This is a genomic window from Micromonospora sp. NPDC005291 (genome assembly GCF_040607415.1).
In the GTDB taxonomy this organism is placed as follows: domain Bacteria; phylum Actinomycetota; class Actinomycetes; order Mycobacteriales; family Micromonosporaceae; genus Micromonospora.
Map to the genome: position 1 here is coordinate 197,572 of NZ_JBEXGR010000003.1, position 26,231 is coordinate 223,802.

Genomic DNA, 26,231 nt, shown 5'->3' on the forward strand with positions numbered 1-26,231 from the left:
TGGGCCGTGCGGCGCGGCCGAGTGGCCGGTCGGTCTGGCGGCCGAGCCGCACGGACAACCCTCCGGCCCGGATCACCTCGCAGACAAGACCGACCCGCCCAGCCGAAGCGGGACGGGTCGGTCGGGTCTAGAAGATCAGACGGTGTGGGGGCGACGCGGTCGGCGGGACCGACCCGACGCGCGGTGCGCCGACCGGGCGGCACCGTCAGTGGCCGGGCCACCGGAGCCACCGGTCGCACGTCCCCGAGCGGCGGGGGCCGGCGGGGCGACGATGGTCACCGGCACACCCGACGGCTGGCGGGCACCTGTCACCCGGACCAGCCCTGCCTCGTCCGAGCGGACCTGGACCGACTCCGGCCGGATGCCGGCCGTTGCCATCAACCGGGACACGTCCCGGCGCTGCTCGGGCAGGACCAGGGTGACCACGGAGCCGGACTCACCAGCACGGGCAGTACGGCCGCCCCGGTGCAGGTAGTCCTTCGCCTCGGTCGGCGGGTCCACGTTGACCACCATGTCCAGGCCGTCCACGTGGATGCCACGGGCTGCCACGTCGGTGGCGACCAGAGCGGTCACCTGACCGTTGCGGAACTGCTCCAGGATGCGGGTGCGCTGCGGCTGGGACTTGCCGCCGTGCAGCGCGGCCGCGCGTACCCCCTTGGAGAGCAGCTGGCGCGCGAGCCGGTCGGCGCGGTGCTTGGTGCCCATGAACAGGATGGTGCGGCCCTCACGGGCGGCGATCCGGGTCAGCGCGTCGGGCTTGTCCAATGCGTCGACGTGCAGCACGTGGTGGGTCATCGCGGTGACGGTGGCCGTGCCCGGGTCCACCGAGTGGGTGACCGGGTTGCTGAGGAAGCGGCGGACCAGCCGGTCCACACCGCCGTCCAGGGTGGCGGAGAACAGCATCCGCTGCCCCTGCGGCGCGACCTGCTCCAGCAGCTTGGTGACCTGCGGCAGGAAGCCCATGTCGGCCATCTGGTCGGCCTCGTCCAGCACGGTGATCTCGACCTGGTCGAGCCGGGCGTCACCGCGGTTGATCAGGTCGTGCAGCCGGCCAGGGGTGGCGACGACAACCTCGGCGCCAGCGCGCAGCGCGTCCGCCTGCCGCTGCAACGACAGCCCGCCGACGACGGTGGCGCAGCGCAGCCCGACGGCGCGGGCGTACGGGGCCAGCGCGGTGGTGACCTGCTGGGCCAGCTCGCGGGTCGGCACCAGCACCAGGGCCAGCGGGCGACCCGGCCGGGCCTTACGGCCGGCGGTGCGGGACAGCAGAGCAAGCCCGAAGGCGAGGGTCTTGCCGGAGCCGGTACGACCCCGGCCCAGCACGTCCCGGCCGGCGAGCGAGTCGGGCAGCGTCGCCGTCTGGATCGGGAACGGCTCGGTGATGCCCTGCGCGGTCAGCGCGGTGAGCAGCGCCGGTGCCAGATCGGTATGAGCGAAAGAAGGAATAACTGTGGTCATGCGGAAGCCTTCCTCGACGCGGAACGTGTCGAGGGAGGGCGCCGAAATCGGCGCTGTCAACCGGCGGCGCAAGGCAGCCAGGACTCACAAGCACGAACCGAAGGGAGTACAGGCCGGCCCGCCGCCGGGCCGCCGCCTGCGTGCGCAGGCGGCGGCGGGGCGGGCCGGTCCCGTCACCGTCACACCCGGAGGGCGCGACAGGTAATGCTGACCGATCCGAAGATCAGATCGGGCGGATGTTCTCCGCCTGCGGGCCCTTCTGGCCCTGGGTCACCTCGAACTCGACCCGCTGGTTCTCGTCCAGGCTCCGGTAGCCGGAGGACTGGATCGCCGAGAAGTGGGCGAAGACGTCAGCGCCGCCGCCGTCCGGGGTGATGAAGCCGAAGCCCTTGTCAGCGTTGAACCACTTCACGGTGCCAATAGCCATGTGTTTCGTCTCCTTGACGGAACGTCGGACTCGCACTTCTTGCGAGCCCGAAGAGGAGCGCTCCGCGCGGGGATGCGCGAATCGCCTGTCGCTTCTGGTCGCCCCGCCCGGAGAACTCCGGACACAACAAAGCGCGCCTGGGGCCACAATCCCGCCAGGCGCACACAGAGTCTCTGGTAACCAAAACTGCAACCCGGTCAACCTACCACGGATTTACCCGCCGGGGTCAAGCTTGGGCGGAATCTTCGGGCAACTGGGCGATCATGGCCGTGAGCCCCGTCACGTCCAGCAGATCGGCGGGCCGGACCGTCACCCCGTGCCGGACGTAGTGGAACGCCGCGCCCACCTGGTCGACCGGCACGCCGGCCAGCTCAGCCCACGCCAGCCGGTACACCGCCAACTGCACGGCAGCCACGTCCGCCGCCGGCCCGGTGGGCTGCGCGCCGGTCTTCCAGTCGACCACGTCGAACCGCCCGCCCGGCCGGGCGAAGACCGCGTCCATCCGCCCCCGCACCACGACCCCGGCGATCACCGTGGCGAACGGCACCTCCACCTCCACCGGGGACCGGTCGGCCCACTCGCTGGCCAGGAAACGCTCCTGGAGCTCGACCAGCGCCTCGTCCGGCGCGGCATCCGCGTCGGCCGCACCGGGCAGCTCGTCCAGATCCAGCAGACGGTCAGCTCCGAAGCGCTGCTCCAACCAGGCGTGGAAGGCCGTGCCTCGGCGGGCGTACGGGTTGGGCTCGGCCGGCACCGGACGGCGCAGCGCACGGGCCAGCGCCGCCGGGTCGCGTCGCAACGCGACCAGCTGGGTGACGCTCATCTGCCCCGGCAGGGCCACCTCGACCGCACCGGAGAGCCGGGTCAGCTCGGCCCGCTCGGCCAGCAGCAGGTCCGCCTCGCGCTGCCAACGCGCCACCTCCGGGTCGACCTCCGGCCCACCGGCGATGACCACCTCGACCGGGCCGTCGGTCATCAGGCGACGCACCAGCCCGGCCGCCTCAGCCAGCGCCGGCCGGCGGCCGCCCAGCGGGTCGGCCGGCCACTCCGCGCGGAGCACCACCTCGGCCGTGGGATTCGTCGCATCCGGGGTCGGCTCCGGCGCCCACGCGTCGATCAGGTGCCCCGGCCCGCCGTCGAGGCAGGCGTCGTACATCTCGCGCAGGAAGAGCGACGGACCTCGCGGTCGCTTCGTGCCCTCCCCCCACCAGTAGCCGGAGCAGAGCAGCAACCGCCGCGGCCGGGTGACCGCCACGTACGTCAGCCGGCGTTCCTCCCGCTCGTCGTGGGCCCGCCACGCGTCGGTGAAGTCGGTCACCGCCCGAGCCACCGCCCGCTGGTCCACCGCCTCGTCGAGCGCCAACTCGGGCAACCCGTCGGCGTCGCCGCGCAGTGGAAACGGCAACACGCCCAGCCCGCCCAACCAGTGGTCGGAATTGCGTACCGGACCCGGCCACAGCCCACGGCTCAGCCCGGCCACCGCCACCACGTCCCACTCCAGGCCCTTGGCGGCGTGCGCGGTGACCACCTGCACCGCGCCCTCCACCACCTCGACCTCACCAGGAGCCAGACCGCGCTCCTCGTCTTCGGCGGCGGCCAGGTAGGACAGGAAACCGGAGAGCGTCGCGCCCGGAGTCTCGCCGCTGAACCGGGCCGCCACGTCACCCAGGGCGTCCAGGTGGCCCCGGGCCAGGCCGGCGTCACCGGCGCCGTCCCGGCCGGCCCGCACCGCGACCTCCACGTCCAGGCCGATGGTCCGCTCGATGTCCGCGATCAGGTCCGGCAGGGCCTGGTCCAGGCGGTAACGCAGCAGCGCCAACTCCCGGCCGTACGCGCGCAGCCGCGCGAAGCCCTCCGCCGAGAACGTCTGCGCCGGCCCGAGATCGGCCAGCGCCTCCACCAGGGTCGCCTCGTCCAGCAGGTCGGGGGTGATCTCCGAGGTCTCGTCGGCGGCCACCTGTCGCCGGGCGTTGGCGATGGCCCGAGCCCGCCGGTGCAACGCCACCAGGTCACGCGGCCCGATCCGCCAACGCGCGCCGGTGAGCAGCCGCAGCAGCGCCGCACCGTCGGTCGGGTCGGCCAGCACCCGCAGCGTGCAGACCACGTCGCGTACCTCGGGGGTGTCCAGCAGGCCGCCCAGCCCGACGACCTCCACCGGGAGGCCGCGCTCGCGCAGCGCCGACTCGATCGCCGGAATCTGGCTGCGGACCCGGACCAGCACGGCCGTGGTCGGGCGCTGCGCCACCGGGATGTGCTCGGGAGCCGCGCCGGGCATCCGGGCCGCCCCGCGCCAGGCGGCGAGCACACTGCCGGCGATCCAGTCCGCCTCGTCGGCGTACGTGGGCAGCAACGCGCAGTGCACCGTGCCACCGGCCGCCCCACCGGGGCTGCGGTGCGGGATTGGATCCCGGACGGTCAACGCGGAACGCAGCTCCGGCACCTGAGCACCCGCCGCGCGCAGCGGAGTCGACAGCGCGTTCGCCACCCGGAGGATCTCCGGGCGGTTACGCCAGCTCGTGGTGAGTCCCAGCGCTTCGGCAGGCTGACCGTCGGTGCGGGCAAACTCGCTGGGGAACCGGTCCAGAGTGCCGGCGCTGGCCCCCCGCCAGCCATAGATCGACTGGCACGGGTCGCCCACCGCGGTCACCGGGTGCCCGCCACCGAACAGCGCGTTGAGCAGCACCACCTGGGCGTGGCTGGTGTCCTGGTACTCGTCGAGCAGCACCACCCGGAAGCGGTCCCGCTCGATCTCGCCGACCCCCGGGTGATCCCGGGCCACCCGCGCCGCCCGCGCGAGCTGATCGGCGAAGTCCATCGCCTCGAAGTCCCCCTTGCGCCGGGCGTACGCCCGCACCAGCGGCAGCAGACGCAGCCGGGTCTGCTGCAGGGTGAGCGCCTTGCGCACGTCGGCGTACACCCGACCCGGCCGGGACTGCACCTCGGCGAAGAACCGCCCCGTCCAGGCCGCCAGCTGGTCCGGTGCGACCAGGTGCTCGTCCAGCTCCCCGGCGAGCGCCAGCACCGCATCGGTGATGGTGCTCGGCATCCGGTCCACCTCGGACATGTCGCCGTCGTAGTTGCGCACCAGCAGATCGACCAACTGCCAGCGGGACGCCTCGGTGAGCAGCCGGGTGGACGGCTCGTAACCGGCCCGCAGCCCGTGCTCGGTGACGATCCGCCCCGCGTACGAGTGGTACGTGGAAACGGTGGGCTCACCGGCGAGCGGATCGTCCAGCGGGTCCCGTCCCTGCCGGCCGACGCGGCGGATCAGCTGGTCGAGCCGGGCCCGTACGCGGTGGGCCAGTTCCCCGGCCGCCTTACGGGTGAAGGTCAGCCCGAGGATCTGCTCCGGGCGCACGTACGAGTTGGCCACCAGCCAGACCACCCGCGCGGCCATCGTCTCGGTCTTGCCCGACCCGGCTCCCGCGACCACCAGCAGCGGCTCCACCGGGGCGGCGATGATCGCGGCCTGCTCCCGGGTGGGCGCCGGCAACCGCAGCAGCTTGGCCAGCTCCACCGGCGTGTACCGGGGGCCGGAGTCCGCCAGCCGGGGCGTCGGCGCGGGGCCCGCGCCGAACAGGGTGGGCTGACTCACGGTGCCATCTCTGTTCGCGACTGCGGGGCTCGCAACACCGGCTCACTCCTCGCCCTCACGGTGCCATCTCTGTTCGCGACTGCGGGGCTCGCAAGCTCACTCCTCGCCCTCACGGTGCCATCTCTGTTCGCGACTGCGGGGCTCGCAAACTCACTCCTCGCCCTCACGGGTGCGGCGGGTGGTCGGCGGCTCGACGACCTGGCGCCCCTGCCCGGAGACCGGGCAGCTGGTGCGCACCGGACAGACCCGGCACTTCGAGTTGGCCACCGCGGCGAACGTGGCGGCTGCCATCGTATCGGCGGTCCGCCGGACCAGCGCGGTCGCCCAACCGGCCGCTGGCCCCTCGCCGGCCGACGGCTGATTCTGCTCCCTGGCGTCCTTGGCGGAGGTGCCGAGCTGCACCAGCGCGGCGCCCCCGGACTCGTCACCGAACTCGGCGAACGCCCCGGCCTCCACCGCCGCCTGGTAGGCGCCGAGCTGCGGGTGCTCGGCCAGCTCGGTGCCGGTGACAGCGGTGGACTTGCCGGTCTTCAGGTCGATCACCACGAGCCGCCCGGCCTCATCGATCTCCAGCCGGTCGACCCGACCGGTCAGGTCGACGGGCCGATTCGGGTCGTCCAGGCGGACCGCGAACTCGTGCTCGATGGCGAGCAGTCGACGCGGGTTCGTGGCCAGCCAGCGCAGCAGCTTGTCGACCATCGCCTCGGCGCGCTCTCGCTCCGGCCCGGCCATCCACCGGGCCGCCAACTCGATCGCGTCGAACCGGGCGGCCACGTAGTCGAGCAGAGCCCCCCGGTCGGCACTGGCATCCTCGGCGAGCATCGCGGCGGCGTGCACGAGGTTGCCCACCCCCTGCGCCGTGCTGGTCGGGCCGCTGCCGCCGTGCCGTTCCAGCAGCCACCGCAGGCTGCACCGCAGTGCGCTCTCCATCGCCGACGGGGTGACCCGTACCGGTTTCCCCTCGTCGACCAACGGCCGGTCGTCGGAGAGCACGCGCAAACCCCACCAGTCGTCGGGGTGCGCGCCGGGAACCCCAGCGGCGGCGAGCCGGGCCAGCTCAGCCGCCGCCGCGCGCCGCCGGCCCGCCGGGGCGGCCGGGTCGGTGATGGCGGTACGTAGTTCGGCGACCAGCGCCGGCAGTGTGAGCGCCCGGGGTGGGCGGGTCACCGGCAGCGCACCGGGCCGGTCCGGCTCGCCGTCCTCGTCCGTGTCGCCGTCGCCGGGCGCGGTGTGCGGGCTGCTGTCGTCGGGGGCACCAGCGGTCGGCGGGCCGGTACGCGGACCGGGCGGCGCGGGCGTGTCGGCCGGCCCGGCACCGTTCGGCGGGGCGGGCGGCGGGGTCGGGCCCAACTCGTGCAGGAACCGGCTCGGCTGCTCCTCGTGGTCGTCACCGCCGACCGCCGCAGACGCAACGGCGCTGACCAGCAGTCGGTGCCGGGCGCGGCTGATGGCGACATGGAAGAGCCGGCGTTCCTCGTCCAACAACGCCGAGGTCTGACCCACCACGTTGGCCGCGCGGGCACCCCCCACGGAACGACCGGCCAGCACGTCGACCAGCCTTTCCGAGCCGAGCAGACTGCCGCGCAGTCGCAGGTCGGGCCAAATGCCCTCCTGCACGCCGGCCACCGCGACCAGGTCCCACTCCAGGCCTTTCGCGGCGTGCGCGGTGAGCAACCGGACCGCCGCGCCCCGGTCGGCGGTCGGGGCGATGGTGTCGGCCGGCAGGTCCTGGGCGAGCACGTGGTCGAGGAAGACCTCGGTGCGGGCACCGGGTAGCCGGTCGGTGAACCGGGCCGCCGCGTCGAAGAGCACCAGCACAGCGTCCAGGTCGCGGTCGGCCGCCTCGGCTCGCCGACGCCGGGCCAGGTCCCCCTCACCGGCCTCCGGCCGCCCCTGGTTGATCGCGCCCGCCCAGCGCTCGGCCAGACCACTGGCGTGCCAGACGGCCCAGAGCACGTCCTCGGCCGTCGAACCGGGCCGGGCGGCGGCGTCCCGTGCGGTGGCCAGCAGCCCGGCCACCGCCTGTGCCGGCTCCGCCCACCGCCGGTCGATGCCGGCCAGCTCCGCCGGGTCGCCCAGCGCCTCGACGATCAGCTCCCCGGAAGGGCGTCGGTCACCGCCAGCCAGCGCGAGCGCACGCAGGCCCTGCCGCAGCCGCCGTTCGGCCAGCGGGTCGGCTCCACCCAACGACGAGTGCAGCAGCGCGACCGCCGCCTCCTCGTCCAGTCGGTCCGGTTCGAGCGCGCAGCGCAGCAGGAGCAGGAGCGGGGCGACCGCTGGTTGCAGGTGCAGGGGCAGGTCCTCGCCGTGCACCACGGTGGGCACGCCGGCCGCGTGCAGCGCCCGTCGCAGGGTGGGCAGCTGCAACGCGGTGGACCGCACCAGCACCGCCATCCGCGACCAGGGCACGCCGTCGAGCAGGTGGGCGGAGCGCAGCGCGTGGGCCAGCCAGGCCGCCTCGCTGGTCGCCGAGCGGAACGTGTGCACCTCGACCACCCCGGGCGGCGCGTCCGGCAGCGGGTGCAGCCGGCGGTGCGCCGCCGGGCCGCGCAGTCGACGGCCCAGCCGGGCGATCGCGCCGAGCACAACCGGCCCGGCCCGGTACGACGTGGTCAGCAGCACCTGCGCGGCCGGCGCTCCGGAGGCGGTCCGGAAACGGTGCGGGAAAGTGGTCACCCCGGCCGGGTCGGCGCCCCGGAAGGCGTACGTGGAGGAATCCGGGTCGGCGAACGCGACCAGCGACTTGCCTCCGCCGGCGATCACCGAGAGCAGCTCCAGCTGCGCGGGGTCGGTGTCGGCCAACTCGTCGACGTACACGTGGGCGAGCCGGCGGCGCTCGGCGGCGAGCAACTCCTCGTCGTCGCGCAGCAGCCCGGTGGCCGCCCGGACCAGCTCGGCCGGGTCGTACGCGATGGAGCCCCGGTTGCTGACGTCGCGCAGCGCGAGCACGGCGACGTACTCCCGCAGGAAGCGGGCAGCGGCCGGCCAGTCGGCGCGGCCGAGCTTGTCGCCCAGGCGGGCCAGGTCGGCCGGGCCCACGCCGCGCTCGGCGGCGCGCATGAGCAGGTCACGCAGCTGGCCGGCGAAGGCCCGGGTCCGCAGGGCGGGGCGCAGGTCGGTTGGCCAGCCGACCGGGTCGTCCTCGGGCTCCTCGCCCACCACGTCCAGCAGCTCGCGGATGATCAGATCCTGCTCGGGGCCGGTGAGCAGCCGGGGCGACGGCTCGCCCCGTTCGGCGGCGGCCCGGCGGAGCAGCCCGAAAGCGTACGCCGCGAAGGTCCGCACCAGCGGCTCGCGCAGCACCCGGTGGCCGTCCTGCGCAACCCGCGCCTCGATGCGCTGGCGCAGCGCGGTGGCGCCTCGACGGCCGAAGGTCAGCACCAGGATCTGTTCGGGGTCGACCCCCTCGGCCACGCGGGCGGCGACCGCCTCGACCAGGGTGCTGGTCTTGCCGGTGCCCGGGCCGCCGAGCACGAGCATCGGCCCGTCGGTGTGCCCGACCACCTCCGCCTGCGCCGGATCGACACGCAGGCCCGTCCCCTCGCCGGGCAGGGCAGCGCTCGCGGACGCGCCATTGCCGGCGGGCACGATGCCGCTGGCCGGCGCGCCTCCGCCCTCCGGCGTCGGCCCTCCGGACCGCCGCACCAACCGGTACGCCTGCATCAGCTCATCCCATCACGCCCATCCGACACCCATCCCCACCCCCCAACCCCACCCCATCCACCTCCGTCGATCATGAAGTTAGCGGCGCGACACGCCGACAGCGGCGCCGCTAACTTCATGATCGACGGCGTGAGAGGCGGGGAGTGAGGGTCAGGTTAGGTGGGACTCCAGGGCGTCCAGGGCTGCGGGGACGGAGGTGGCCACCGTCAGGAGGTCGCGGCCGGCGCCCTTGAGGAAGTTCTGGTCGGCCAGCGCGTCGAGCCAGCCCAGCAGCGGACGGTAGAACCCGTCGGTGTCGATCAACACCATCGGCTTGGAGTGCAGCGCGAGGGTGGCCGTGGTCCAGACCTCGAACAGCTCGTCCAGGGTGCCCAGCCCGCCCGGCAGGGTGAGGAACGCGTCCGACTTCTCGATCATCAGGGTCTTGCGGCTGGCCATCGAGTCGGTCACCAGCAGCTCGTCCGCGGCCAGGTCGGCGACCTCCAGATCGACCAGCGCCTGCGGAATCACCCCCAGGGTGCGCCCACCGCCGGACCGGGCGCCGTCCGCCAGCGCGCCCATCATGCCGACGCAACCACCACCGCTGACCAGCGTGTGCCCGCGCCGGGCCAGCTCCGCACCGGTCTCGGCGGCCAGATCCAACCAGCGCTGATCGAGGGTACGGGAGGAGGCGCAGAAGACGCAGATCGCCGCCATCACTTGTCCCGTGGCTGGTCGGCGGCCTGTTCTGCGGCGGCCTGCTGGTCGGCACCGGTACGGGCGACGGCCTCGTCGCGGACCGCTTCCTGCTCTGCGGAGAGCGCCGCCTCCGCCTCGACGATGTGCCGGACCGCGGCGTTGACGTCGTCGGTGAGACAGATCAGCTCCAGGTCGACCGGACCGATCTTGCCGGTGGTGGCCATCGTGTCGCGCAACCAGTCGAGGAGTCCCTGCCAGTAGGCGACCCCCATGAGCACCACCGGGAACCGGGTGACCTTGCCGGTCTGCACCAGGGTGAGCGCCTCGAACAGCTCGTCCATGGTGCCGAACCCACCGGGCAGCACGACGAACGCCTGGGCGTACTTGACGAACATGGTCTTGCGGGCGAAGAAGTAGCGGAAGTCGATGGCCAGGTCGACCCACTCGTTGATGCCCTGCTCGAACGGAAGCTCGATGCCGAGCCCGACGGAGAGCCCACCGGCCTCGCTGGCGCCGCGGTTGGCGGCCTCCATCACTCCCGGCCCACCCCCGGTGATCACCGCGTAGCCGGCCCGGGCCAGCGCGCCGCCCACCTGCTCGGCCAGCTGGCACTCGGCGCTGTCCGGCCCGCTGCGTGCGGAGCCGAAGACGCTGACCGCCGGCGGCAGGTCGGCGAGGGTGTCGAAGCCTTCGACGAACTCGGAGAGGATGCGTAGCGCGCGCCAGGCGTCCTTGGTCTTCCAGTCGCCCCGCCCACGCGAATCCAGCAACCGCTGGTCGGCGGTACTGCTCGGGATCGCCCCTCTGCGCAGCGTGACCGCACCCCGGTGTCGCTCCTGTCCCGGACCGCGACCGGCCTCCCGCCCGTTGCTCTGGCTCATGGGGCAACCGTAGTGGAGCCACACCTCTCGGGTGCGCGGGGCGCGGACGCCGAGAAATAGTTCGGGATCATGGGCAACTATTCGGCTCGCCCGTACGTCTTACTATTCACATACCGGGTATGCCCCGGCGCGCGCCTTCGGGGGAGGAGACAGCGTGATCAGCAACAGCGAGATGATCCGGATCCGTCGCCAGATGCAGCGACGGATCCAAGACGTGGTGGCCGAACGCCGCCGCACCCGCCAACAGGACCCAACCCCTCTCTCCCCCGCTCCACCCGGAGCTGATCAAGAGGTTTGCGTCGCCGACAACGGGCCCGGCTGACGCAAACCTCTTGATCACCGGGAGCGGGCACGGCCGGGAAGCGGGTCAGGCCGGGGTTAGCCAGCGGTGCAGGGTTGCCGCACCATCGCGGATCTTGCTGATCTCGACGTGCTCGTCCTTGTGGTGAGCGAGGTTGGGGTCACCCGGCCCGAAGTTCAGCGCGGGGATGCCCATGGCCGCGAACCGGGCCACGTCCGTCCAGCCGAGTTTGCCGATCGGCGCCGCGCCCACCGCCGCCACGAACTCCTTCGCCGGAGCCGCCTCCAGCCCGGGGGGTGCACCGGCTGCCGCGTCGGTCACCGCCACCTCGAAGCCAGCGAAGACCTCCCGCAGGTGCACCTCCGCCGCCGCCGGGTCACGATCCGGCGCGTACCGGTAGTTGACCTCGATCTCGCAGCGATCGGGGATGACGTTGCCGGCGACGCCTCCGTTGATCCGCACCGCGTTCATGCCCTCGCGGTAGTCGCACCCCTCGATGGTGACCCGGCGGGCCTCGTACGTCTGGAGGCGCCGCAGCACCTCACCGGCGGCGTGGATCGCGTTCACCCCGTGCCAGGAGCGCGCCGCGTGCGCCCGCTCACCCGAGGTCGTCACGATGGCCCGCATGGTGCCCTGGCAGCCCGCCTCGACGATGCCGTACGTCGGCTCCAGCAGCACCGCGAAGTCCGCCTCCAGCCACTCCGGGTACGCCTGGGCGACCAGGGTCAGCCCGTTGTACCGCGACTCGATCTCCTCGGCCTCGTAGAAGAAGTACGTCACGTCGTAGCGCGGCTCGGGCAGGCTCACCGCGAGGTGCAGCGCGTACGCGACACCGGACTTCATGTCGGAGGTGCCGCAGCCGTACATCAGGTCGCCGCGCATGGTCGACGGGAAGTTGTTGTTCAGCGGCACCGTGTCGAGGTGCCCGGCCAGCACGACGCGCTGCGACCGACCGAGGTCGGTGCGCGCCATCACGGTGTTGCCGTGCCGGTGGGTGGTCAGGTGCGGTACGCCCCGCAGCACCTCTTCGACGCAGTCGGCGATCGCCTTCTCGTTGAGGGACACGGACTCTATGTCGACCAGAGCACGGGTCAGCGCCACCGGATCGGCGAGGACCTCGGGGGTCAGCGGGTTCTCCATGGTTCGCACGGTACCTTCAGGTCTGTCGGCGCGAGGAGCGAGCTTGCGGGCCCCTGGGGCGAGCGCGAGGAGCCCCGCAGTCGTGAGCAGAGGCCAGCCCGGCCGCGACCGAAAGGTGTAACAGTGACGTCCGCAGATTCCGCCTGGGGCATCGGCCTGGCCACGGTCACCGCAGACGAGCAGGTGCTCGACACCTGGTATCCGACCGGCAAGTTGGGCCTCGGTGAGCTGCCGCTGGTCGCCGGTGAGGACAAGGCGGACGTGCTCGACCTGCCGCCGACCGCGCTCGGTGACCGATCGCTGCCCGGTCTGCGTAACGTGCAGGTGGTCACCGTGATCGGCTCGCTGGACGACCCGATCAAGGACGCCCCGGACGCGTACCTCCGGTTGCACCTGCTCTCGCACCGCCTGGTCCGACCCAACCAGCTCAACCTCGACGGCATCTTCGGCAAGCTGGCGAACGTGGCCTGGACGTCCGCCGGGCCGTGCCCCCCGGAGCGGGTGGACGAGCTGCGGGTGATCGAGCGGGCCGCCGGCCGGCACCTGGCGGTGTACGGGGTGGACAAGTTCCCCCGCATGACCGACTACGTGGTCCCCGCCGGTGTGCGGATCGCCGACGCGGACCGGGTGCGCCTCGGCGCACACCTGGCCGCCGGTACGACAGTGATGCACGAGGGCTTCGTCAACTTCAACGCCGGCACCGTGGGCACCTCGATGGTGGAGGGCCGGATCGTGCAGGGCGTGCTGGTCGGCGACGGCTCCGACGTCGGTGGGGGCGCCTCCATCATGGGCACGCTCTCCGGTGGCGGCACCGAGAAGGTGAGCATCGGCGAGCGGAGCTTGATCGGCGCGAACGCGGGCGTCGGCATCTCGCTCGGCGACGACTGCGTGGTCGAGGCGGGCTGCTACATCACCGCCGCGTCCAAGATCACTCTGCCGGACGGCCGGGTGGTCAAGGCCCGGGAGCTCTCCGGCGTCGACGGTCTGCTGTTCTGGCGCAACTCGGTCACCGGCGCGCTGGAGGCTCGGCCGCGCACCGGCCGGGGCATCGAGCTGAACGCCGCCCTGCACGCCAACGACTGACGGACCCGCCGGGTCCGCGGCACTCTGCCGCGGACCCGGACGGGGTACGCCTCAGCGCAGCCGGTACGCCTGGATGATCCGTTGGGTCACCGTGTTGCCGGCGGCGTCCCGAGCGGTGGCCCGCAGGGACGCGTAACCGGGCCCGGCAGGATGCCGGACAGTGGCGGTCCAACCGTGCCCACCGTTGCGGACCTGGGCGGCCCGCCAGGTCTTGCCGCCGTCGTAGGAGACGTCGACGGTCAGCTTCTTCACCCGGGCGGCCGGCGCGCCGGGCTGCGGCTCCACCCGCACCGGGATGACGAAGCTCTGCCCGGCTGGAGCGCTGTTGTCGACCCGCAGCGGCGGCGCGAAGCGCACCGCCATCAGGGGCAACCGGGCCGGCACGTCGCCAGCGGCGTGCCGTGACCGGAAGGTCCAGTTGGACTCCACCTCGGTGCTCAGATCGGTGAAGCTGCGCGTCGCCGACGTGCTGAGCCGGTAGTCCGCCACGCCCGGTGGCACGGCGAATTCGCCGTAGCCGGCGTACTCGCTCTCGCCGACCAGCTTCCCGTTGCGCCACAGGGCGGTTCGCTCGGTGTCGGTGAGCGACCCGCCCGGGTGCCCGGCGGCGTCGCTGAACATCGGCAGCCCGACCAGGATGGTGTCACCGATCCGCGTGACGCTCTGCTCGGGCCAGCGCGGGGCCGGGAACGACGGCGCGTACGGCGCCTGGTTCCAGTCCTCGCGGACGGTCCGTCCGGCCCGGTACGCGGTGGGTGTGGAAGAGAGCACCGCCTTCGCGTTCAGCCAGCCGTCCTCGTCCCGCGTCCCGAAGTCGATCTCGGACTCCCACTTCACGCCCCTGGTGTTGTAGTGCTCGACGCGCTGGCCGGGTACGGCGGTGGGTAGGACCAGCGCGGAACCGCCGGTGTTGTACTCCAGCTCGGCCAGCACCAACCGTTCGGCCTCCAGCCCCGGGTAGCCGCCCCGGAACCGGTGCACGACGGTGGCCAGGTCCCGCCGCGCGTAGTTCCGGACGAAGCCGGTGGGCATCCGGCCCGGGATCGCTTCGGCCAACGCGTACAGGTAGGGACTGGGCGCTGGACCCGGCTTGATCCACTGGCTGCTGACGGTGGACACGAACCGGTCCTCGGAGACCGGCTTGCCGAGCTGGCCGGTGGTCAGGCCGGTGAAGCTGTCCGTCCAGAGCCCGATGCCGTACACGCTGCCGTCGTCGGCGTTGAAGACCGTGCTGACATCGATCAACTCCGGGGTGGCACCCCGTTCCGGGACGGTCGTCCGGACCGGCTTCGCCCGGCGGGCGTCGACGGTGATCCGCGTGTCGCGCTCCACGGTCAGCTCGGGCTGCGCCAGCATGGACAGCCCACCGGGCTCACCGTCCGGGCCGGTCTCGAAGATCAGACTGCTCAGGCCGTAGTGCCCCTTGGGCAGGCGTACCGTGGCCACTCCGTCGGCGCCGTAGAGGTCCCAGGAGCCGAAGTCAGCCAGGCCGACCAGGGTCGTGGAGTGGTCCGCCGTGCGCACACCGGCGCGGTTCAGGTGCTCCACCGTCAGTGTGTAGCTCTCCACCTCCCGGTGCACGGCCAGCGGCGTGACCGCGACCGTCGACCCGGAGCGGGCCACGACCCGTCCGGTCCAGTAGCCGTCGACGTCGCCGAGCCGCGTGTCCGCGGTGACAGTGGTCGCGGCCGTGCCGCCCGCCGGCACGGTGAGCTGGCTCGCGCCGAGCTGGAACATGCCGGCCGGAACCGCCCGCCCGTCGGGGCCGGCGCCCTCGACGCTCAGGTCCAGCGTGACCTGGTCGGGGCCATCGTTGCGCCAGGTCACCGTGCGGGTGATCGGGGCGTCGTCGCCGTGCGGCCAGAGGGCACGCCCGAACGAGACACTCACCGGGTCGGTGCTGACCGGCTGGGTGATCGCGTGCGCGACGTCGACCCGGCCGGCGCCCTGCTGGTAGGCGGTCTGCGTCGGATGCGGCTTGGCGGCGGCCATCAGGGTCGCCTTGAGCCGGTCGGCCCGCCAGCCCGGATGCTGCTGGGCCAGCAGCGCCGCCGACCCGGCCACGTGCGGGGTGGCCATGGAGGTACCGGAGATCGCGACGTAGCGCTCCCCCACCGGGTCACCGATCACGCCGTTGGCGGCCCGCGCGGCGACGATGTCGACGCCCGGCGCGGTGATGTCCGGCTTGAGCGCGTCGTCCCCGACGCGAGGGCCCCGACTGGAGAAGTCGGCCAGCTCGTCGTCGCGGTCCACCGCGCCCACGGCGAGCGCGGCGTCCGCGCTGGCCGGGGAACCGACCGAACCGTCCGAGCCGTCGTTGCCGGCGGCGGTGACGAAGAGCGTGCCGGTCTGCGCGGTCAGGGTCTGCACCGCCTCCTCCAGCGGGTCGACCTCCGGGGTGTCCCAGCCGCTGAGGCTCATGTTGACCACGGAGGCTTTCTTCTCCACCGCGGCCCACTGCATGCCGGCGAGGATCGCCGAGTCGGTGCACCCGAAGTCCTCGCAGACCTTGCCGTCCAGCAGCGTCGCATCCGGAGCCACGCCCCTGTACCGGCCGTCGGAGGCCGCGCCGGTGCCGGCGATGGTCGAGGCCACATGGGTGCCGTGGCCGATCGTGTCCCGACCGTCGGTGACCTCGGTGAAGTTGCGCGCCTCGGCCACCTTGCCGGCCAGGTCCGGATGGGTCGCGTCGACGCCGGTGTCCAGCACGGCCACGGACACTCCCTTGCCGGTGAACCCGGCCGCCCACGCGGCGGGCGCGCCAATCTGCGGCACGCTGTGGTCAAGGGTCACCCGGCGGCGACCATCCAACCAGATCCGCTCGACGCCCCCCGCCGCGCCGAGCCGGGCCGCGCTGGGGCCGGTGGTGACCGCCGCCCAGACCGCGCCGAGAGAGGACTTGCCGGTGCTCAGGGCCGCGCCGCGGATCGCCGGCAGGTCGCGGGTCACCCGCGCACCGGGCAGCGCGCCAGCGGCACTTCGGGCGGTGCCCGCCGAGCCGTACGAGACGAGCAGCGGCAGGGTGTTCCGATGGGCGTCGTCGTAGCCCGCCTCGACCAGCTCGGTGACGTCGAAGAGCCGCCGGTCGACCCGGCCGGAGCGGAGCAGTGGCAACGCGTCCTGCGGCGTCACCGACAGGTGGCCCCGCTCGCGTCGAACGAGGAACCGTACGTCCTCCCGGCCGGCGCCGGGTCGGACGGCGGCGCCGGACGCGGTGACCGTCACCCGGTCACCGGTGATCAGGGTGACCGTGGTCGATCGGTCGACGGCGGGCCCACCCGGGGCCGGGCGGGTCGCCAGGTCGGCCTTGCCCGGCGTACCGGGCACAGCCGCGGAGGCGGAGGCGGGGACCGGCGCGGAGAGCGCCAGTACGGACACGAGGCCGAGAGCGGCCAATCTTCTTGTGTGGTGCAACGGATCCTCCTCGGTGGAGCGTCATTACCACGGGAGACGCATTGACAGTCATCAGAATTGCATACTCGGTATGCAGACGGAAGTCCCGAATATGACGATCTGAACAACCGTCGCGGACCTGGGCCGGCATGATCGAGCGGTGACCTCCATGAAGGACCGCATGCTCACCGGCGAGCCGTACCTGGCGGACGATCCCGAGCTCATCGCTGACCTGGACCGGGCCGCCCGGCTGATGGAACGCTTCAACACCAGTGCCGCGGCCGACCCGCAAGCCCGCCTCGCGGTGCTGCGTGAGCTCCTCGGCAACGTGGGCGAGGGCACCTGGATCCGCCCACCGTTCTACTGCGACTACGGCACGCAGATTCGCATCGGGCCACGCAGCTTCGTCAACTACAACGCGGTCTTCCTCGACGGCGCACCGATCACCCTCGGTGCCGACGTCCAGATCGGACCCAACGTGCAACTACTCACACCGACCCATCCGGTGGAGCCCGGTCCGCGCCGCGACAAGTGGGAGGCCGCCAAGCCGATCACCCTCGGCGACAACGTCTGGCTCGGCGGCGGCGCCATCGTGCTGGCCGGAGTGACGATCGGCGCGAACACCGTCGTCGGCGCGGGCGCGGTGGTGACCCGGGATCTGCCCGCCAACGTGGTCGCGGTCGGCAACCCCGCCCGGACGGTCCGCGAACTGGACTGACTGTGCCGACCTCGACGGGCCGGTCAGGCCGCCGGCGGCTCGGGTAGGCGGACCACCAGATCGGCCCGATCGGCGGTGGGGGTGACCAGGGCCGCGTTGGCCTCGTCACTGCCCAGCGCCCATTCGCGTGCCTGCTCCGGCGACCGCCCGAAGGCCTCGTGCCGGGCGGTCAGCCGACGCTGGCGTACCTCCGCGTCCAGGTCGAGGAACCACGCCTCGTGCAGCAGCGACCGGATCTCCTGCCACGGGAAGTCCGGCAGAAGCAGATAGTTGCCCTCGGTCACCACCAGGCGGACCGAGGGCGGCACCTCGATCGCCCCGGCGACCGGCTCCTCCAGGTCCCGACGGAACTCGGGAACGTAGACCGAGGTCGGCTCCAGCCGGTGCAGTCGGCGCAGCAACGAGACGTACCCGTTGGCGTCGAAGGTGTCCACGGCACCCTTGCGATCGGCGCGGCCCAGCCGGACCAGCTGCGCCTGCGCCAGGTGAAAGCCGTCCATCGGTACCAGCCGGGCGGTCGGACCGATCTCGGCCACGATCTGCTCGGCCAGCGTGGACTTCCCGACGCCCGGCGCGCCGGTGAGGCCGAGCAGTTGTCGCGGACCGGCCTCGGCCAGTGCCCGCGCCCGGGCCACCAACTCGTCGACCGACAACACCCGGGCCGGCGGCATCAGCCCAGGACCGGGTCGCTGATGGTGAACCTCGCCTGGACGGCTGCCTGGACGGTCTGCGGCTGCGGGTCCAGCTCCAGCTCCGGAGGGCCACCACCCGCACCGCCGCCCCCGGCGAACGCCGCACGGGCGAACATCGGCCGGTCGGCGGAGCCGGCGTCGGCCAACTCGATCAGCGAGGTGACCTGGGCACCGAGCGCCTCCGCGTACTCCCGGGCCCGCAGCAGCGCGTCGCTGATCGCGGCGTGTCGCGCCTCGCGGTGCGCGGGGCTGTCCGGACGAAGCTCCCACCAGGGCCCCGCCACCTCGACCTGGTCCTGGTCCGCCAGCCGGAGCATCAGCTCGCCGAGGGCGGTGAAGTCGGTGACCGTGACCGTGGTGGTCACGCTGCCGTGCCAGGCGACCACCCGCTCGCCCGAGCGCCGCGTCTCCGGTCGGACCCGCAGGTCGCCGGTCTCCCGCCGCGCCACCGCCGGCTCGGAGCCGTCCAGCAGCACCCGGACAGCGGCGGCACGCTCGGCCAGCCGGGTCAGGGTGGCCTCCCGGTCCCGATCACGCGCCGTCGCGGTGACCGCGAACCGGGCCAGCTCGGGCGGCACCTCCCGGTACGCCTCGCCACGCACCTGCACCACCGGACTGTTCACCGCCATGCCCTCAGCCTAGTCAGCCGCCGGGCGACGCGCAGGGCTCGGCGACGGGCTCTGGGCGTCCGGTCTGGGCCGGTGCCCGGCGTACTCCACCGCGCTGTCACTGACCCGGCAACCGGTGAGATAGCCGCCAGCCGCGCCCAACTCCAGCAGGTACTCCACCTCCTCGATCCGGTCGCCCGTCAATGAGAACTGCCGGCGGAACGAGTGCAGGTCGCGGTCGAGCAGGGCGACCCTTGTCCCCCGCGCGTACCGGTACTGCTCCACCAGCGCGTCCACGTCGTACCGCTGCAACGCGGTGGACAGTTCGTGGAGGAACGCGCTCACCTCACGCAACTGCCGCAGCACCTGTTCACGGTTGTCCATCAGCATGTCAGCGGTGCGTCTGGCCGGGGTACCTGCGACGCGGGTGCCGTCCCGGAAGCTGCCTGCGGCGAGCCCGAGGACGGCATCACGGACGTCAGACTCGGCCACCGCGCCGGCGAGACTGCCGGCCAGCAGGTGCGGTACGTGGGAGGAGAGCGCGACCACCGAGTCGTGCACCGCCGGCGACATCGGTACCACGCGCGCCTGGAAGACGTCGAGGATCAGGCCGACCAACATCCGGAACGCCTCGATCCCATCCAGCGTCGGGCACAGCACCCAGGCCGCGCCCTCGAAGAGCGCGGGCATCGCGGCGGTCAGCCCGGCCCGTTCGGTGCCGGCCATCGGGTGACCCGGGACGAACAGGTCGGTCAACCCGTGCTCCACCGAGAACGAGGCCACCGCGGACTTGGTGCTCCCGACGTCGGTGAAGACGCAGCGGTCCCCGGCATACTTCGCTGCGGTGTGCAGGGTCTCGGGCAGGGTCGGCAACGGGCCGCAGAGGAACACCACGTCGCGGTCGCGGACGGCGTCGGTCAGTTCCTCGGCGAAGTGCACGCCTCGCGCCCGCCCCTCCGAGCGAGTCGCGGCATCCGGGTCCCAGCCAATGACGTCGACTCCCGACTCGTGCAGGCGAAGCAGGATGGAGCCGCCGATGAGGCCGGTGCCGACGACCGCTGCCCGCAGCTTCGGGCCGGGCCTGTCCCCCATCACGCACCTCGCCGTTTCGGTCGGTACATGTCGAGAATGCCCCGACTTGCTTCAGTGCCGAGAATATCGCTCTTCCAGTAACCCTTCATCGCCCATTCGCTGAGCGGCGAGAGCGTGAGCATTCCGTTGCGCGCAGCGTAGTCCTCGTGGGACTGGTTGATCTTGTAGATCAACTCGACGTCACCCTTCTCGTACGTCACGCCCACCGACGAGACCGTGGCAAAACACCGGGAGACGAATCCGGGCTCCCCCCGCACCGCCGCCAGCGCATCCCGCTCGGTCCGGTAGAGCTGGACCGAATAGGTCAACTCCCCGCCGCGCAGGCCGATGTGGGCCAGCCCCCAGTTGCCCGACGAAGACTCGTAGATCCACTGGCCGAGCACCGGCTGGGCCCAGATGAGCAGGAACAGCCGTTGCACGATGCTGCCGATGATGGCGAGGCTGAGTGCGGACAGCAGTACTGCGGCGGCCTTCGTGCGAACGTCCCGGAGATCCGTGTTCTGGAGGACCACCACGTTGAGCACGCTGAAGATCACCGCAGCAGTGGCCAACGAGGCCTGCCGCACGCCGTCGATGTTCCGATCGCGTAACAACGGATGCAGGTAGCGCACGTCACTGCACCCTCGTGCCACCGCTGAAGATCTGGACCAGTTCCTCGAAGTCCGCCAGCCCGAGGCTTCCCGGCGGGGGTACCAGAGCCAGGTGCTCCTCCGCGTTGGCGGCGACGTGGTCGGAGAGGTAGCTGCCGAGGTACTTGACCCGGACACCCTCGTGCAACAGATGGGTGACCGCCCGCGCCAGGCTCACGGACTCCCGGTCGTGGTCCACGGTGGCGACGAAGACGTACCGGCCGGGAAAGCCCGGCAGCGGACGCGAAGCCAGCGAGATGATGTCGATCCTCCGGTCGGAGAACTGTGTGCAGAGCTGCGCGAGCACGCCCGGGTCGGACCGGCGCGGGGTGAGCGCGATGGTCGTCTTCCAGGTCAGCTCAGTCGGGCCGGCGGGCACCGGCAGCTCCGTGCCATCTGCCCGACCGAGAGACACGAATCGGGTCTGGGCTCCCCGATGGTCCTCGACCGCACGGTCACTCACCCGCACCGGATAGACCTCGTCGAGCCCGGACGCACCGATGGCGAGCAGCTCGGGCCGCGCGGCGGCCGCCTGCACCGCGGCAGCGGTGGACGCGAACTGCTCCACCGGTAGGCCCGAACCGGCTGTGTACCGCGCGCACTGGGCCAACCCGTGTGGATGGCTACCGATGACGGTGGGCGCGCCGGCCGCCTCCCGCGAACGGTACGCGTCGAACGTGACACGGACGGACACCTCTCGGCGGATCAGCAGCGCGTCCGTGCGGAAGATGATCTGATCCAGACTTGCCGTCACGATGCCCTCGACGGTGTTCTCGATGGGCACGACGCCGTATTCGTAACGACTGTCGGCAACCCCGGCGATCACTGCGGCGATCGTCGACTCAGGTCGGAGGTCAGCTTCAGGAGAGTGCAGAGCTCGGGCCGCGCGATGGGTGAAGGTGCCCTCCGGACCGAGGAAAGCGACGACTGGCCGCCCGTTCGCCGTATGGATACCGCCACCCATTGCCGCCACTCCCCACGCACCTGTCGGCCCGCACGAGATCGACGGCCGACAAGGCCGCACGCGCACCAGGGGAGCAGATTACCGCCTCAGTGCCCCGCCGTCGGCCCGTCGCATCGATGAAAATCGAGACAGGCAGGCGACGCCGGCCACCAACAGGCGGCTATTCGCCCAGCCTGCCGGCGACCGCTGCGACGTGCTCGTCGGACTCGGTCAGCGCCGCCCGCACGTGCTGCTGGCCGCCGGGGCCGTAGAAGACGCCAGCGGCGACCAGGATGCCCCGTCGGGCGAGCCAGTCGACCGAATCCCAGCAGTCCTCGCCTCGGGTCAGCCAGAGGTAGAGGCCGGCCTCCGAGTGTTCGACGGTGAACCCCGCGCCGGTGAACGCGGCCGCCAGCACCTCGCGCCGGGCGCGGTAGCGCTCTCGCTGCTCGTCGGCGTGTCGCTCGTCCTCCAGTGCGGCCACCATGGCCGCCTGCACCGGTGCGGGCACGATCATGCCCGCGTGCTTGCGGACCTTCAGCAGCTCGGCGACGAGCGCCGGGTCACCGGCGACGAAGCCGGCCCGGTAGCCGGCGAGGTTGGAACGCTTGGACAGCGAGTGCACGGCGAGCACCCCGGCATAGCTGCTGCCGCTGACCTGTGGAGACAGCACCGAGACCGGCTCGGCCGACCAGCCGAGAGTCAGGTAGCACTCGTCGCTGGCGACCACCGCGCCGCGTTCCCGGGCCCAGTCGACCACCTTCCGGAGGTGCGCCGCGGGCAGCACCCGGCCGGTCGGGTTGCCGGGCGAGTTGACCCAGACCAGCCGGACCCGCGAGGTCGGCCCGACCGAGGTGAGCGAGTCGCTCCGCACGACCGTGGCGCCGGCCAGCCGGGCGCCGTCCTCGTAGGTGGGGTACGCGATCGACGGCACCACCACCACGTCACCCGGGCCGATGCCGAGCAGAGTGGGCAGCCAGGCCACCAGCTCCTTCGAACCGATGGTCGGCAACACGCCGAGACCGTCGACCCCGGCGCCACACGCCCGGGACACCCATGCCGCGATCGCGGCCCGCAACGCCGGGGTTCCGGCGGTCAGCGGGTAGCCAGGGGCGTCGGACGCGTCAGCGAGCGCCTGCCGGATCACCTCGGGCACCGGGTCGACCGGCGTGCCCATGGAGAGATTGATCAGGCCCTCCGGATGCGCCGCGGCCAGCGTGGCCGCGGCGTCCAGGGTGTCCCAGGTGAACTCGGGCAGCCGCGACGAGACCGGCGCGGGCCGGTTCAGTTGCCCTCGCCGCGCGGCGGCTGCGCGGCGACGAAGGTGGCGTCCTTCTCCACCTTGCCGATCTTCGAGGCACCACCGGGCGAGCCCAGCTCCTCGAAGAACTCGTAGTTGGCGCCGGTGTAGTCCTTCCACTGCTCCGGGACGTCGTCCTCGTAGAAGATCGCCTCCACGGGGCAGACGGGCTCACAGGCACCACAGTCGACGCACTCGTCGGGGTGGATGTAGAGCATCCGATTGCCCTCGTAAATGCAGTCGACCGGGCACTCCTCGATGCATGCCTTGTCGAGCACATCCACGCACGGCTCGGCGATGATGTAGGTCACCGGTCTTCTCCTCCGCAAGACACGCCGCGATCTCCCGCGACGGTAAGAGCCTAGTATCTCGCCGGGGAGGGGGTCGATCGTGCTCCGACAGCAGGATGTGGGACACCGGATCGTGGTCCGCCGAATTGTGGGGATTCGCGAAGGCCGCCCGCTCTTCTCCGATGCCCTCGGCGAGCTTGTCGAACTCAGCGAGACTCATCTCACGTTGGCCACCGCGCAGGGGCAGCTGCGGGTCCCGGTGGCACAGGTCCACCGTGCCAAGCGGGTGCCGCCGACCCGTCGGCCGACCGCCGCGGCGGTGGTGGCGCTGGAACGGGCCGCCGACGAGGCCTGGCCGGCACCGACGCGGGGCCGACTCGGCGACTGGCTGCTCCGGTCGGCTGACGGCTGGACCGGGCGGGCAAACTCGGCGCTGCCGATCGGCGACCCGGACCGACCCCTGCCCGCCGCGGTGGACGCGGTCGAGCGCTGGTACGCCGAGCAGGGCCAGCCAGCAATGATCAATACGCCGCTGCCGCTCGCCGCGCCGGTCGGCGCCGAGCTGGACGCGCGGGGCTGGGGCACCCGCCCACCGACACTGGTGCAGACCGCGCCGCTCCCCCTACCAACGTCGGCGTCCGCCGGAGCCCTGCCCGCCGACGCATCGACCGTCCGACTCCCCGGCACAGCCGCCAGCGGACAGGGCGGCGTCGCCAGCAGACGGGGCGGTGCCACCGCCGAGCAGTCCGGCGCCGCTGGCGAGCAGTCCGGCGCCGCCGCTGACCGACCCGGTGACGTTGGCGGGTGGAACAGTGCGGTCGTTGAGCTGGCGACCGCGCCGAGCGAGGGGTGGCTGGCCGTCGCCGCAGGCCGCAAGGGCGGCCTGCCGGACGCCGCCCGGCACGTGCTCACCGCCGTGGACCAGGTCCGCTTCGCCCACGTGTACGCCGACGGCACGCTGGTGGCGGTCGGCCGAGGCACGGTGACCGGCCAGGGGCGCTGGTTGGGCCTCAGCCTGATCGAGGTGCTGCCGGTGGCCCGCCGGCAGGGGCTGGGCCGCCGGGTGATCCACGAGTTGGTCGTCTGGGGCGTGTCTTGCGGCGCGACGCACGCGTTCCTCCAGGTCGAGCAGCGCAACACGGCGGCCGTCGCGCTCTACCAGCGGCTCGGCTTCACCACCCACCACACCTACCTGACCAGGGTCGCCCCGCACTGACCCAGCGACCAACCCCCGGTCGAATATCGAGCGTTGATCGACTCCACATCCCCGACTCGGGGGTATCAGACACCCGGGACACCCCCACATCGGCGATAACGAGTCGATCAAGCGCCCTCACGTCCCACAGACACCGGCCGACGGCGGACGACGGCCCGTCAGCGGCCCGTCAGCGGCGGACGACGCGGCGGGGCTTGGCGGCCTTGACCTCGGCGTACCGCTTGAGCTGCTGAGAGCGGTAGTCGCGCCCCAGCGCGGTGAGCACCAGGTAACCGACCAGCACCCCGGCGCCCGCGGCGAGCAGGTAGAGCCAGATCTGCGCGAAGAACGTCGCCGCACCGCCAGCGAACGGGTTGTCACCGATCAGCAGAGGCCCGACCAACACGGTCAGCACCATCGCCACCGGCACCGCGAGGGCCATGTCGGCCGCCCAGTCGGCCAGCGGCCGGCGACGACCCCAGCGGAAGGCGACCACGGCCAGGATCAGCCCGATCACCACGAACATCACCAGCGACACCCGGTCGGCGGCGGTGTCGTCACCGTCGAAGCCGAACCGGATGATCAGTCGGGCGACCACGTTGACCGCGAACAGTGCTGCCGCGAGCACGCCGATGTCACGCCACCGTCTGTCCATCGCAGGACCTCCTGCCATACGCCCCGTCGCGGGGCCCGCATCCCAGGCAGGAATATTTACCACTCTTACCTGGGTAAGTCATCAGCCGCCGAGTGTGGGCGGCGGGGCGAGGATCTGCCGGAAGCCCATCACCGCGAAGGTCATCGCGCCGGCCACGATCATCGCCAGGCCGACCCAGTTGTCGCCGGCCAGCAACAGGTCGCCCTCGGTGGTCCGAATAGCGGCCACCGCCATCAGCGCGAACCACGGCACCGCCGGCAGCGCCACCGCCCACCTGCGGCCGACCACCTCGTGGGCAAACCAGCTCAGCGCGATGTTGGCGCCGATGGCGAGCAGTGCCGACACGCCGATCAACTGCCCGCCGACGCGGACCGTGGCGAGTAGCAGCTCCAGCACCCCGGTCAGCACCCCGGCGACCACCACGACGATCGCGCCGGCCAGCCGCAGGCCCAGGTCCAGCAGTCGCGGCGGTGGCCCCGCCGGGGGCGGGGCGGCCTGGTCGTCCACAACCGTCATCGGTACGGCGGGCAGGGTCACCGGAGACCGGCCGCCGCGACCGGGGACCGGTCCGGGGCGATCTCCTCGGGCAGCCCGGCGAAGAGGTCGTCCTCCCAGCCGTTCGGCCCGGTGCCCGGGCCCTTCTCGCCGACCGCGAGGGTGAAGAACTCCACGCCCATGAACTCGCCGCCGAAGTTGCCGGCGATCGAGTAGAGCCAGGAGGTGGCCGGGATCTGGGTGGCGTGCGCCCGCATCGCGGCCTCCTTGGCCGTGTGCTGGTCGGTGCCGTCGATCCGGGCGGCGATCTCGGCGTCCGGGGTGCCGAAGGGCAGGTCGGCGATGTCCTCGATGCCGGCGAACGGGTTGTCCGAGGAGTCGGCGAAGTGCGCCATGCCGGCCTCCAGCACACCGAGCGGCATGGCCGTCCAGTAGACCTTGAGCGGGGCGCAGCCCTCGGCAGCGGCCAACTCGACGGCGCGCATCGCCACCCGGTGCGCCTGAATGTGGTCAGGGTGGCCGTAGAAGCCGTTCGGGTCGTACGTGATCAGCACCTGCGGGCGTATCTCCCGCATGATCTCCACCAGGTGCCCGGCGGCCTCGTCGAGGTCGGCCTGCCAGAAGGCGCGGGGGTGCTCGTTGGTCGCGAGCCCCATCATCCCCGAGTCGCGGTATCGGCCCGCGCCGCCGAGGAAGCGGTGGTCGCTGACGCCGAGCGCGGCGCACGCGGCGGCCAACTCGGCGATCCGGTACCCACCGAGCTGGTCGGCCTCGGCGACGGCGAGCTGGGCCAGCGCGGGCACGTGGATCTCGCCCTCCTCGCCGAGGGTGCAGGTCACCAGCGTGACGTGCGCGCCATTGGCCGCGTAATGGGCCATCGTCGAGCCGGTGCCGATCGACTCGTCGTCGGGGTGCGCGTGGACCAGCAGCAGGCGGCGGTCGGGCAGCATCGTCACGACGGTCACTCTAACTGGCGGTTCGCCCCGACCGACGCT

The 26,231-nt window shown here is 72.4% G+C and carries 21 protein-coding genes; 3 read left to right on the top strand and 18 right to left on the bottom strand.

Annotated features, from left to right (window positions below; all coding sequences use genetic code 11):
• Positions 1-135: 135 nt before the first annotated feature.
• The 7 genes from ABZT18_RS05360 to dapE form a co-directional block, all read right to left on the bottom strand.
• Positions 136-1,458: a DEAD/DEAH box helicase gene (locus ABZT18_RS05360; RefSeq protein WP_355250505.1), complete on the bottom strand. Its 1,323-nt coding sequence runs from the start codon at positions 1,456-1,458 to the stop codon at positions 136-138.
• 223 nt (positions 1,459-1,681) lie between these two features.
• Positions 1,682-1,885: a cold-shock protein gene (locus ABZT18_RS05365; protein ID WP_101369720.1), complete on the bottom strand. Its 204-nt coding sequence runs from the start codon at positions 1,883-1,885 to the stop codon at positions 1,682-1,684.
• 226 nt (positions 1,886-2,111) lie between these two features.
• On the bottom strand, positions 2,112-5,480 hold the full coding sequence (locus ABZT18_RS05370) for an ATP-dependent DNA helicase (RefSeq protein ID WP_355250508.1): 3,369 nt from the start codon (positions 5,478-5,480) through the stop codon (positions 2,112-2,114).
• A gap of 150 nt (positions 5,481-5,630) precedes the next feature.
• The gene (locus ABZT18_RS05375; RefSeq protein ID WP_355250511.1) at positions 5,631-9,143 is read right to left on the bottom strand and encodes an ATP-dependent DNA helicase; all 3,513 of its coding nucleotides are present in this window, start codon (positions 9,141-9,143) and stop codon (positions 5,631-5,633) included.
• Positions 9,144-9,293: 150 nt separating this feature from the next.
• Complete coding sequence (locus ABZT18_RS05380; RefSeq protein ID WP_354995203.1) at positions 9,294-9,839, bottom strand: TIGR00730 family Rossman fold protein; 546 nt, start codon at positions 9,837-9,839, stop codon at positions 9,294-9,296.
• Positions 9,839-10,702: a TIGR00730 family Rossman fold protein gene (locus tag ABZT18_RS05385; protein ID WP_354995202.1), complete on the bottom strand. Its 864-nt coding sequence runs from the start codon at positions 10,700-10,702 to the stop codon at positions 9,839-9,841. The genes ABZT18_RS05380 and ABZT18_RS05385 overlap by 1 nt, the downstream gene beginning before the upstream one ends.
• A gap of 367 nt (positions 10,703-11,069) precedes the next feature.
• Positions 11,070-12,143: a succinyl-diaminopimelate desuccinylase gene (gene dapE, locus ABZT18_RS05390; protein ID WP_354995201.1), complete on the bottom strand. Its 1,074-nt coding sequence runs from the start codon at positions 12,141-12,143 to the stop codon at positions 11,070-11,072.
• 123 nt (positions 12,144-12,266) lie between these two features.
• On the opposite strand from dapE, the gene dapD reads away from it, so the two are divergent.
• Entirely contained in the window at positions 12,267-13,226 is a 960-nt protein-coding gene (dapD, locus tag ABZT18_RS05395; protein ID WP_355250514.1) for a 2,3,4,5-tetrahydropyridine-2,6-dicarboxylate N-succinyltransferase, read from the top strand.
• Positions 13,227-13,277: 51 nt separating this feature from the next.
• Here dapD and ABZT18_RS05400 read toward each other — a convergent pair whose 3' ends face one another.
• A complete protein-coding gene (locus ABZT18_RS05400; protein ID WP_355250517.1) occupies positions 13,278-16,640 on the bottom strand; it encodes a S8 family serine peptidase in 3,363 nt (1,120 codons plus the stop codon).
• 139 nt (positions 16,641-16,779) lie between these two features.
• On the opposite strand from ABZT18_RS05400, the gene ABZT18_RS05405 reads away from it, so the two are divergent.
• Positions 16,780-17,337 carry a sugar O-acetyltransferase gene (locus ABZT18_RS05405; protein WP_355250519.1) on the top strand — a complete coding sequence of 186 codons (558 nt, stop codon included), beginning with the start codon at positions 16,780-16,782 and terminating at the stop codon, positions 17,335-17,337.
• A gap of 23 nt (positions 17,338-17,360) precedes the next feature.
• Here ABZT18_RS05405 and ABZT18_RS05410 read toward each other — a convergent pair whose 3' ends face one another.
• The 7 genes from ABZT18_RS05410 to fdxA form a co-directional block, all read right to left on the bottom strand.
• Positions 17,361-18,008 (bottom strand): nucleoside/nucleotide kinase family protein, encoded by a 648-nt coding sequence (locus ABZT18_RS05410; RefSeq protein WP_355250522.1) that lies wholly within the window; start codon positions 18,006-18,008, stop codon positions 17,361-17,363.
• Positions 18,008-18,658: an SIMPL domain-containing protein gene (locus ABZT18_RS05415; protein WP_355250525.1), complete on the bottom strand. Its 651-nt coding sequence runs from the start codon at positions 18,656-18,658 to the stop codon at positions 18,008-18,010. The genes ABZT18_RS05410 and ABZT18_RS05415 overlap by 1 nt, the downstream gene beginning before the upstream one ends.
• 9 nt (positions 18,659-18,667) lie before the next feature.
• A complete protein-coding gene (locus ABZT18_RS05420; RefSeq protein ID WP_355250528.1) occupies positions 18,668-19,729 on the bottom strand; it encodes a prephenate dehydrogenase/arogenate dehydrogenase family protein in 1,062 nt (353 codons plus the stop codon).
• Complete coding sequence (locus tag ABZT18_RS05425) at positions 19,729-20,340, bottom strand: hypothetical protein (RefSeq protein ID WP_354995194.1); 612 nt, start codon at positions 20,338-20,340, stop codon at positions 19,729-19,731. The genes ABZT18_RS05420 and ABZT18_RS05425 overlap by 1 nt, the downstream gene beginning before the upstream one ends.
• A gap of 1 nt (position 20,341) precedes the next feature.
• Complete coding sequence (locus ABZT18_RS05430; protein ID WP_354995193.1) at positions 20,342-21,322, bottom strand: prephenate dehydratase domain-containing protein; 981 nt, start codon at positions 21,320-21,322, stop codon at positions 20,342-20,344.
• A gap of 160 nt (positions 21,323-21,482) precedes the next feature.
• Complete coding sequence (dapC, locus tag ABZT18_RS05435; protein WP_354995214.1) at positions 21,483-22,589, bottom strand: succinyldiaminopimelate transaminase; 1,107 nt, start codon at positions 22,587-22,589, stop codon at positions 21,483-21,485.
• Positions 22,586-22,912: a ferredoxin gene (gene fdxA / locus ABZT18_RS05440; protein ID WP_327034080.1), complete on the bottom strand. Its 327-nt coding sequence runs from the start codon at positions 22,910-22,912 to the stop codon at positions 22,586-22,588. Before fdxA ends, dapC begins: the two co-directional genes overlap by 4 nt.
• 79 nt (positions 22,913-22,991) lie before the next feature.
• On the opposite strand from fdxA, the gene ABZT18_RS05445 reads away from it, so the two are divergent.
• Positions 22,992-24,107 (top strand): GNAT family N-acetyltransferase, encoded by a 1,116-nt coding sequence (locus ABZT18_RS05445; protein WP_354995192.1) that lies wholly within the window; start codon positions 22,992-22,994, stop codon positions 24,105-24,107.
• A gap of 169 nt (positions 24,108-24,276) precedes the next feature.
• Here the strand turns inward: ABZT18_RS05445 and ABZT18_RS05450 are convergent, their stop codons facing one another.
• The 3 genes from ABZT18_RS05450 to mshB form a co-directional block, all read right to left on the bottom strand.
• Positions 24,277-24,741, bottom strand: a complete 465-nt coding sequence (locus ABZT18_RS05450; protein WP_354995191.1) for a hypothetical protein — start codon at positions 24,739-24,741, stop codon at positions 24,277-24,279.
• An 81-nt stretch (positions 24,742-24,822) separates the two neighbouring features.
• Entirely contained in the window at positions 24,823-25,257 is a 435-nt protein-coding gene (locus ABZT18_RS05455; protein ID WP_354995190.1) for a hypothetical protein, read from the bottom strand.
• Positions 25,258-25,274: 17 nt separating this feature from the next.
• Positions 25,275-26,201 carry an N-acetyl-1-D-myo-inositol-2-amino-2-deoxy-alpha-D-glucopyranoside deacetylase gene (gene mshB / locus ABZT18_RS05460; protein WP_354995189.1) on the bottom strand — a complete coding sequence of 309 codons (927 nt, stop codon included), beginning with the start codon at positions 26,199-26,201 and terminating at the stop codon, positions 25,275-25,277.
• Between the last annotated feature and the right edge of the window lie 30 nt (positions 26,202-26,231).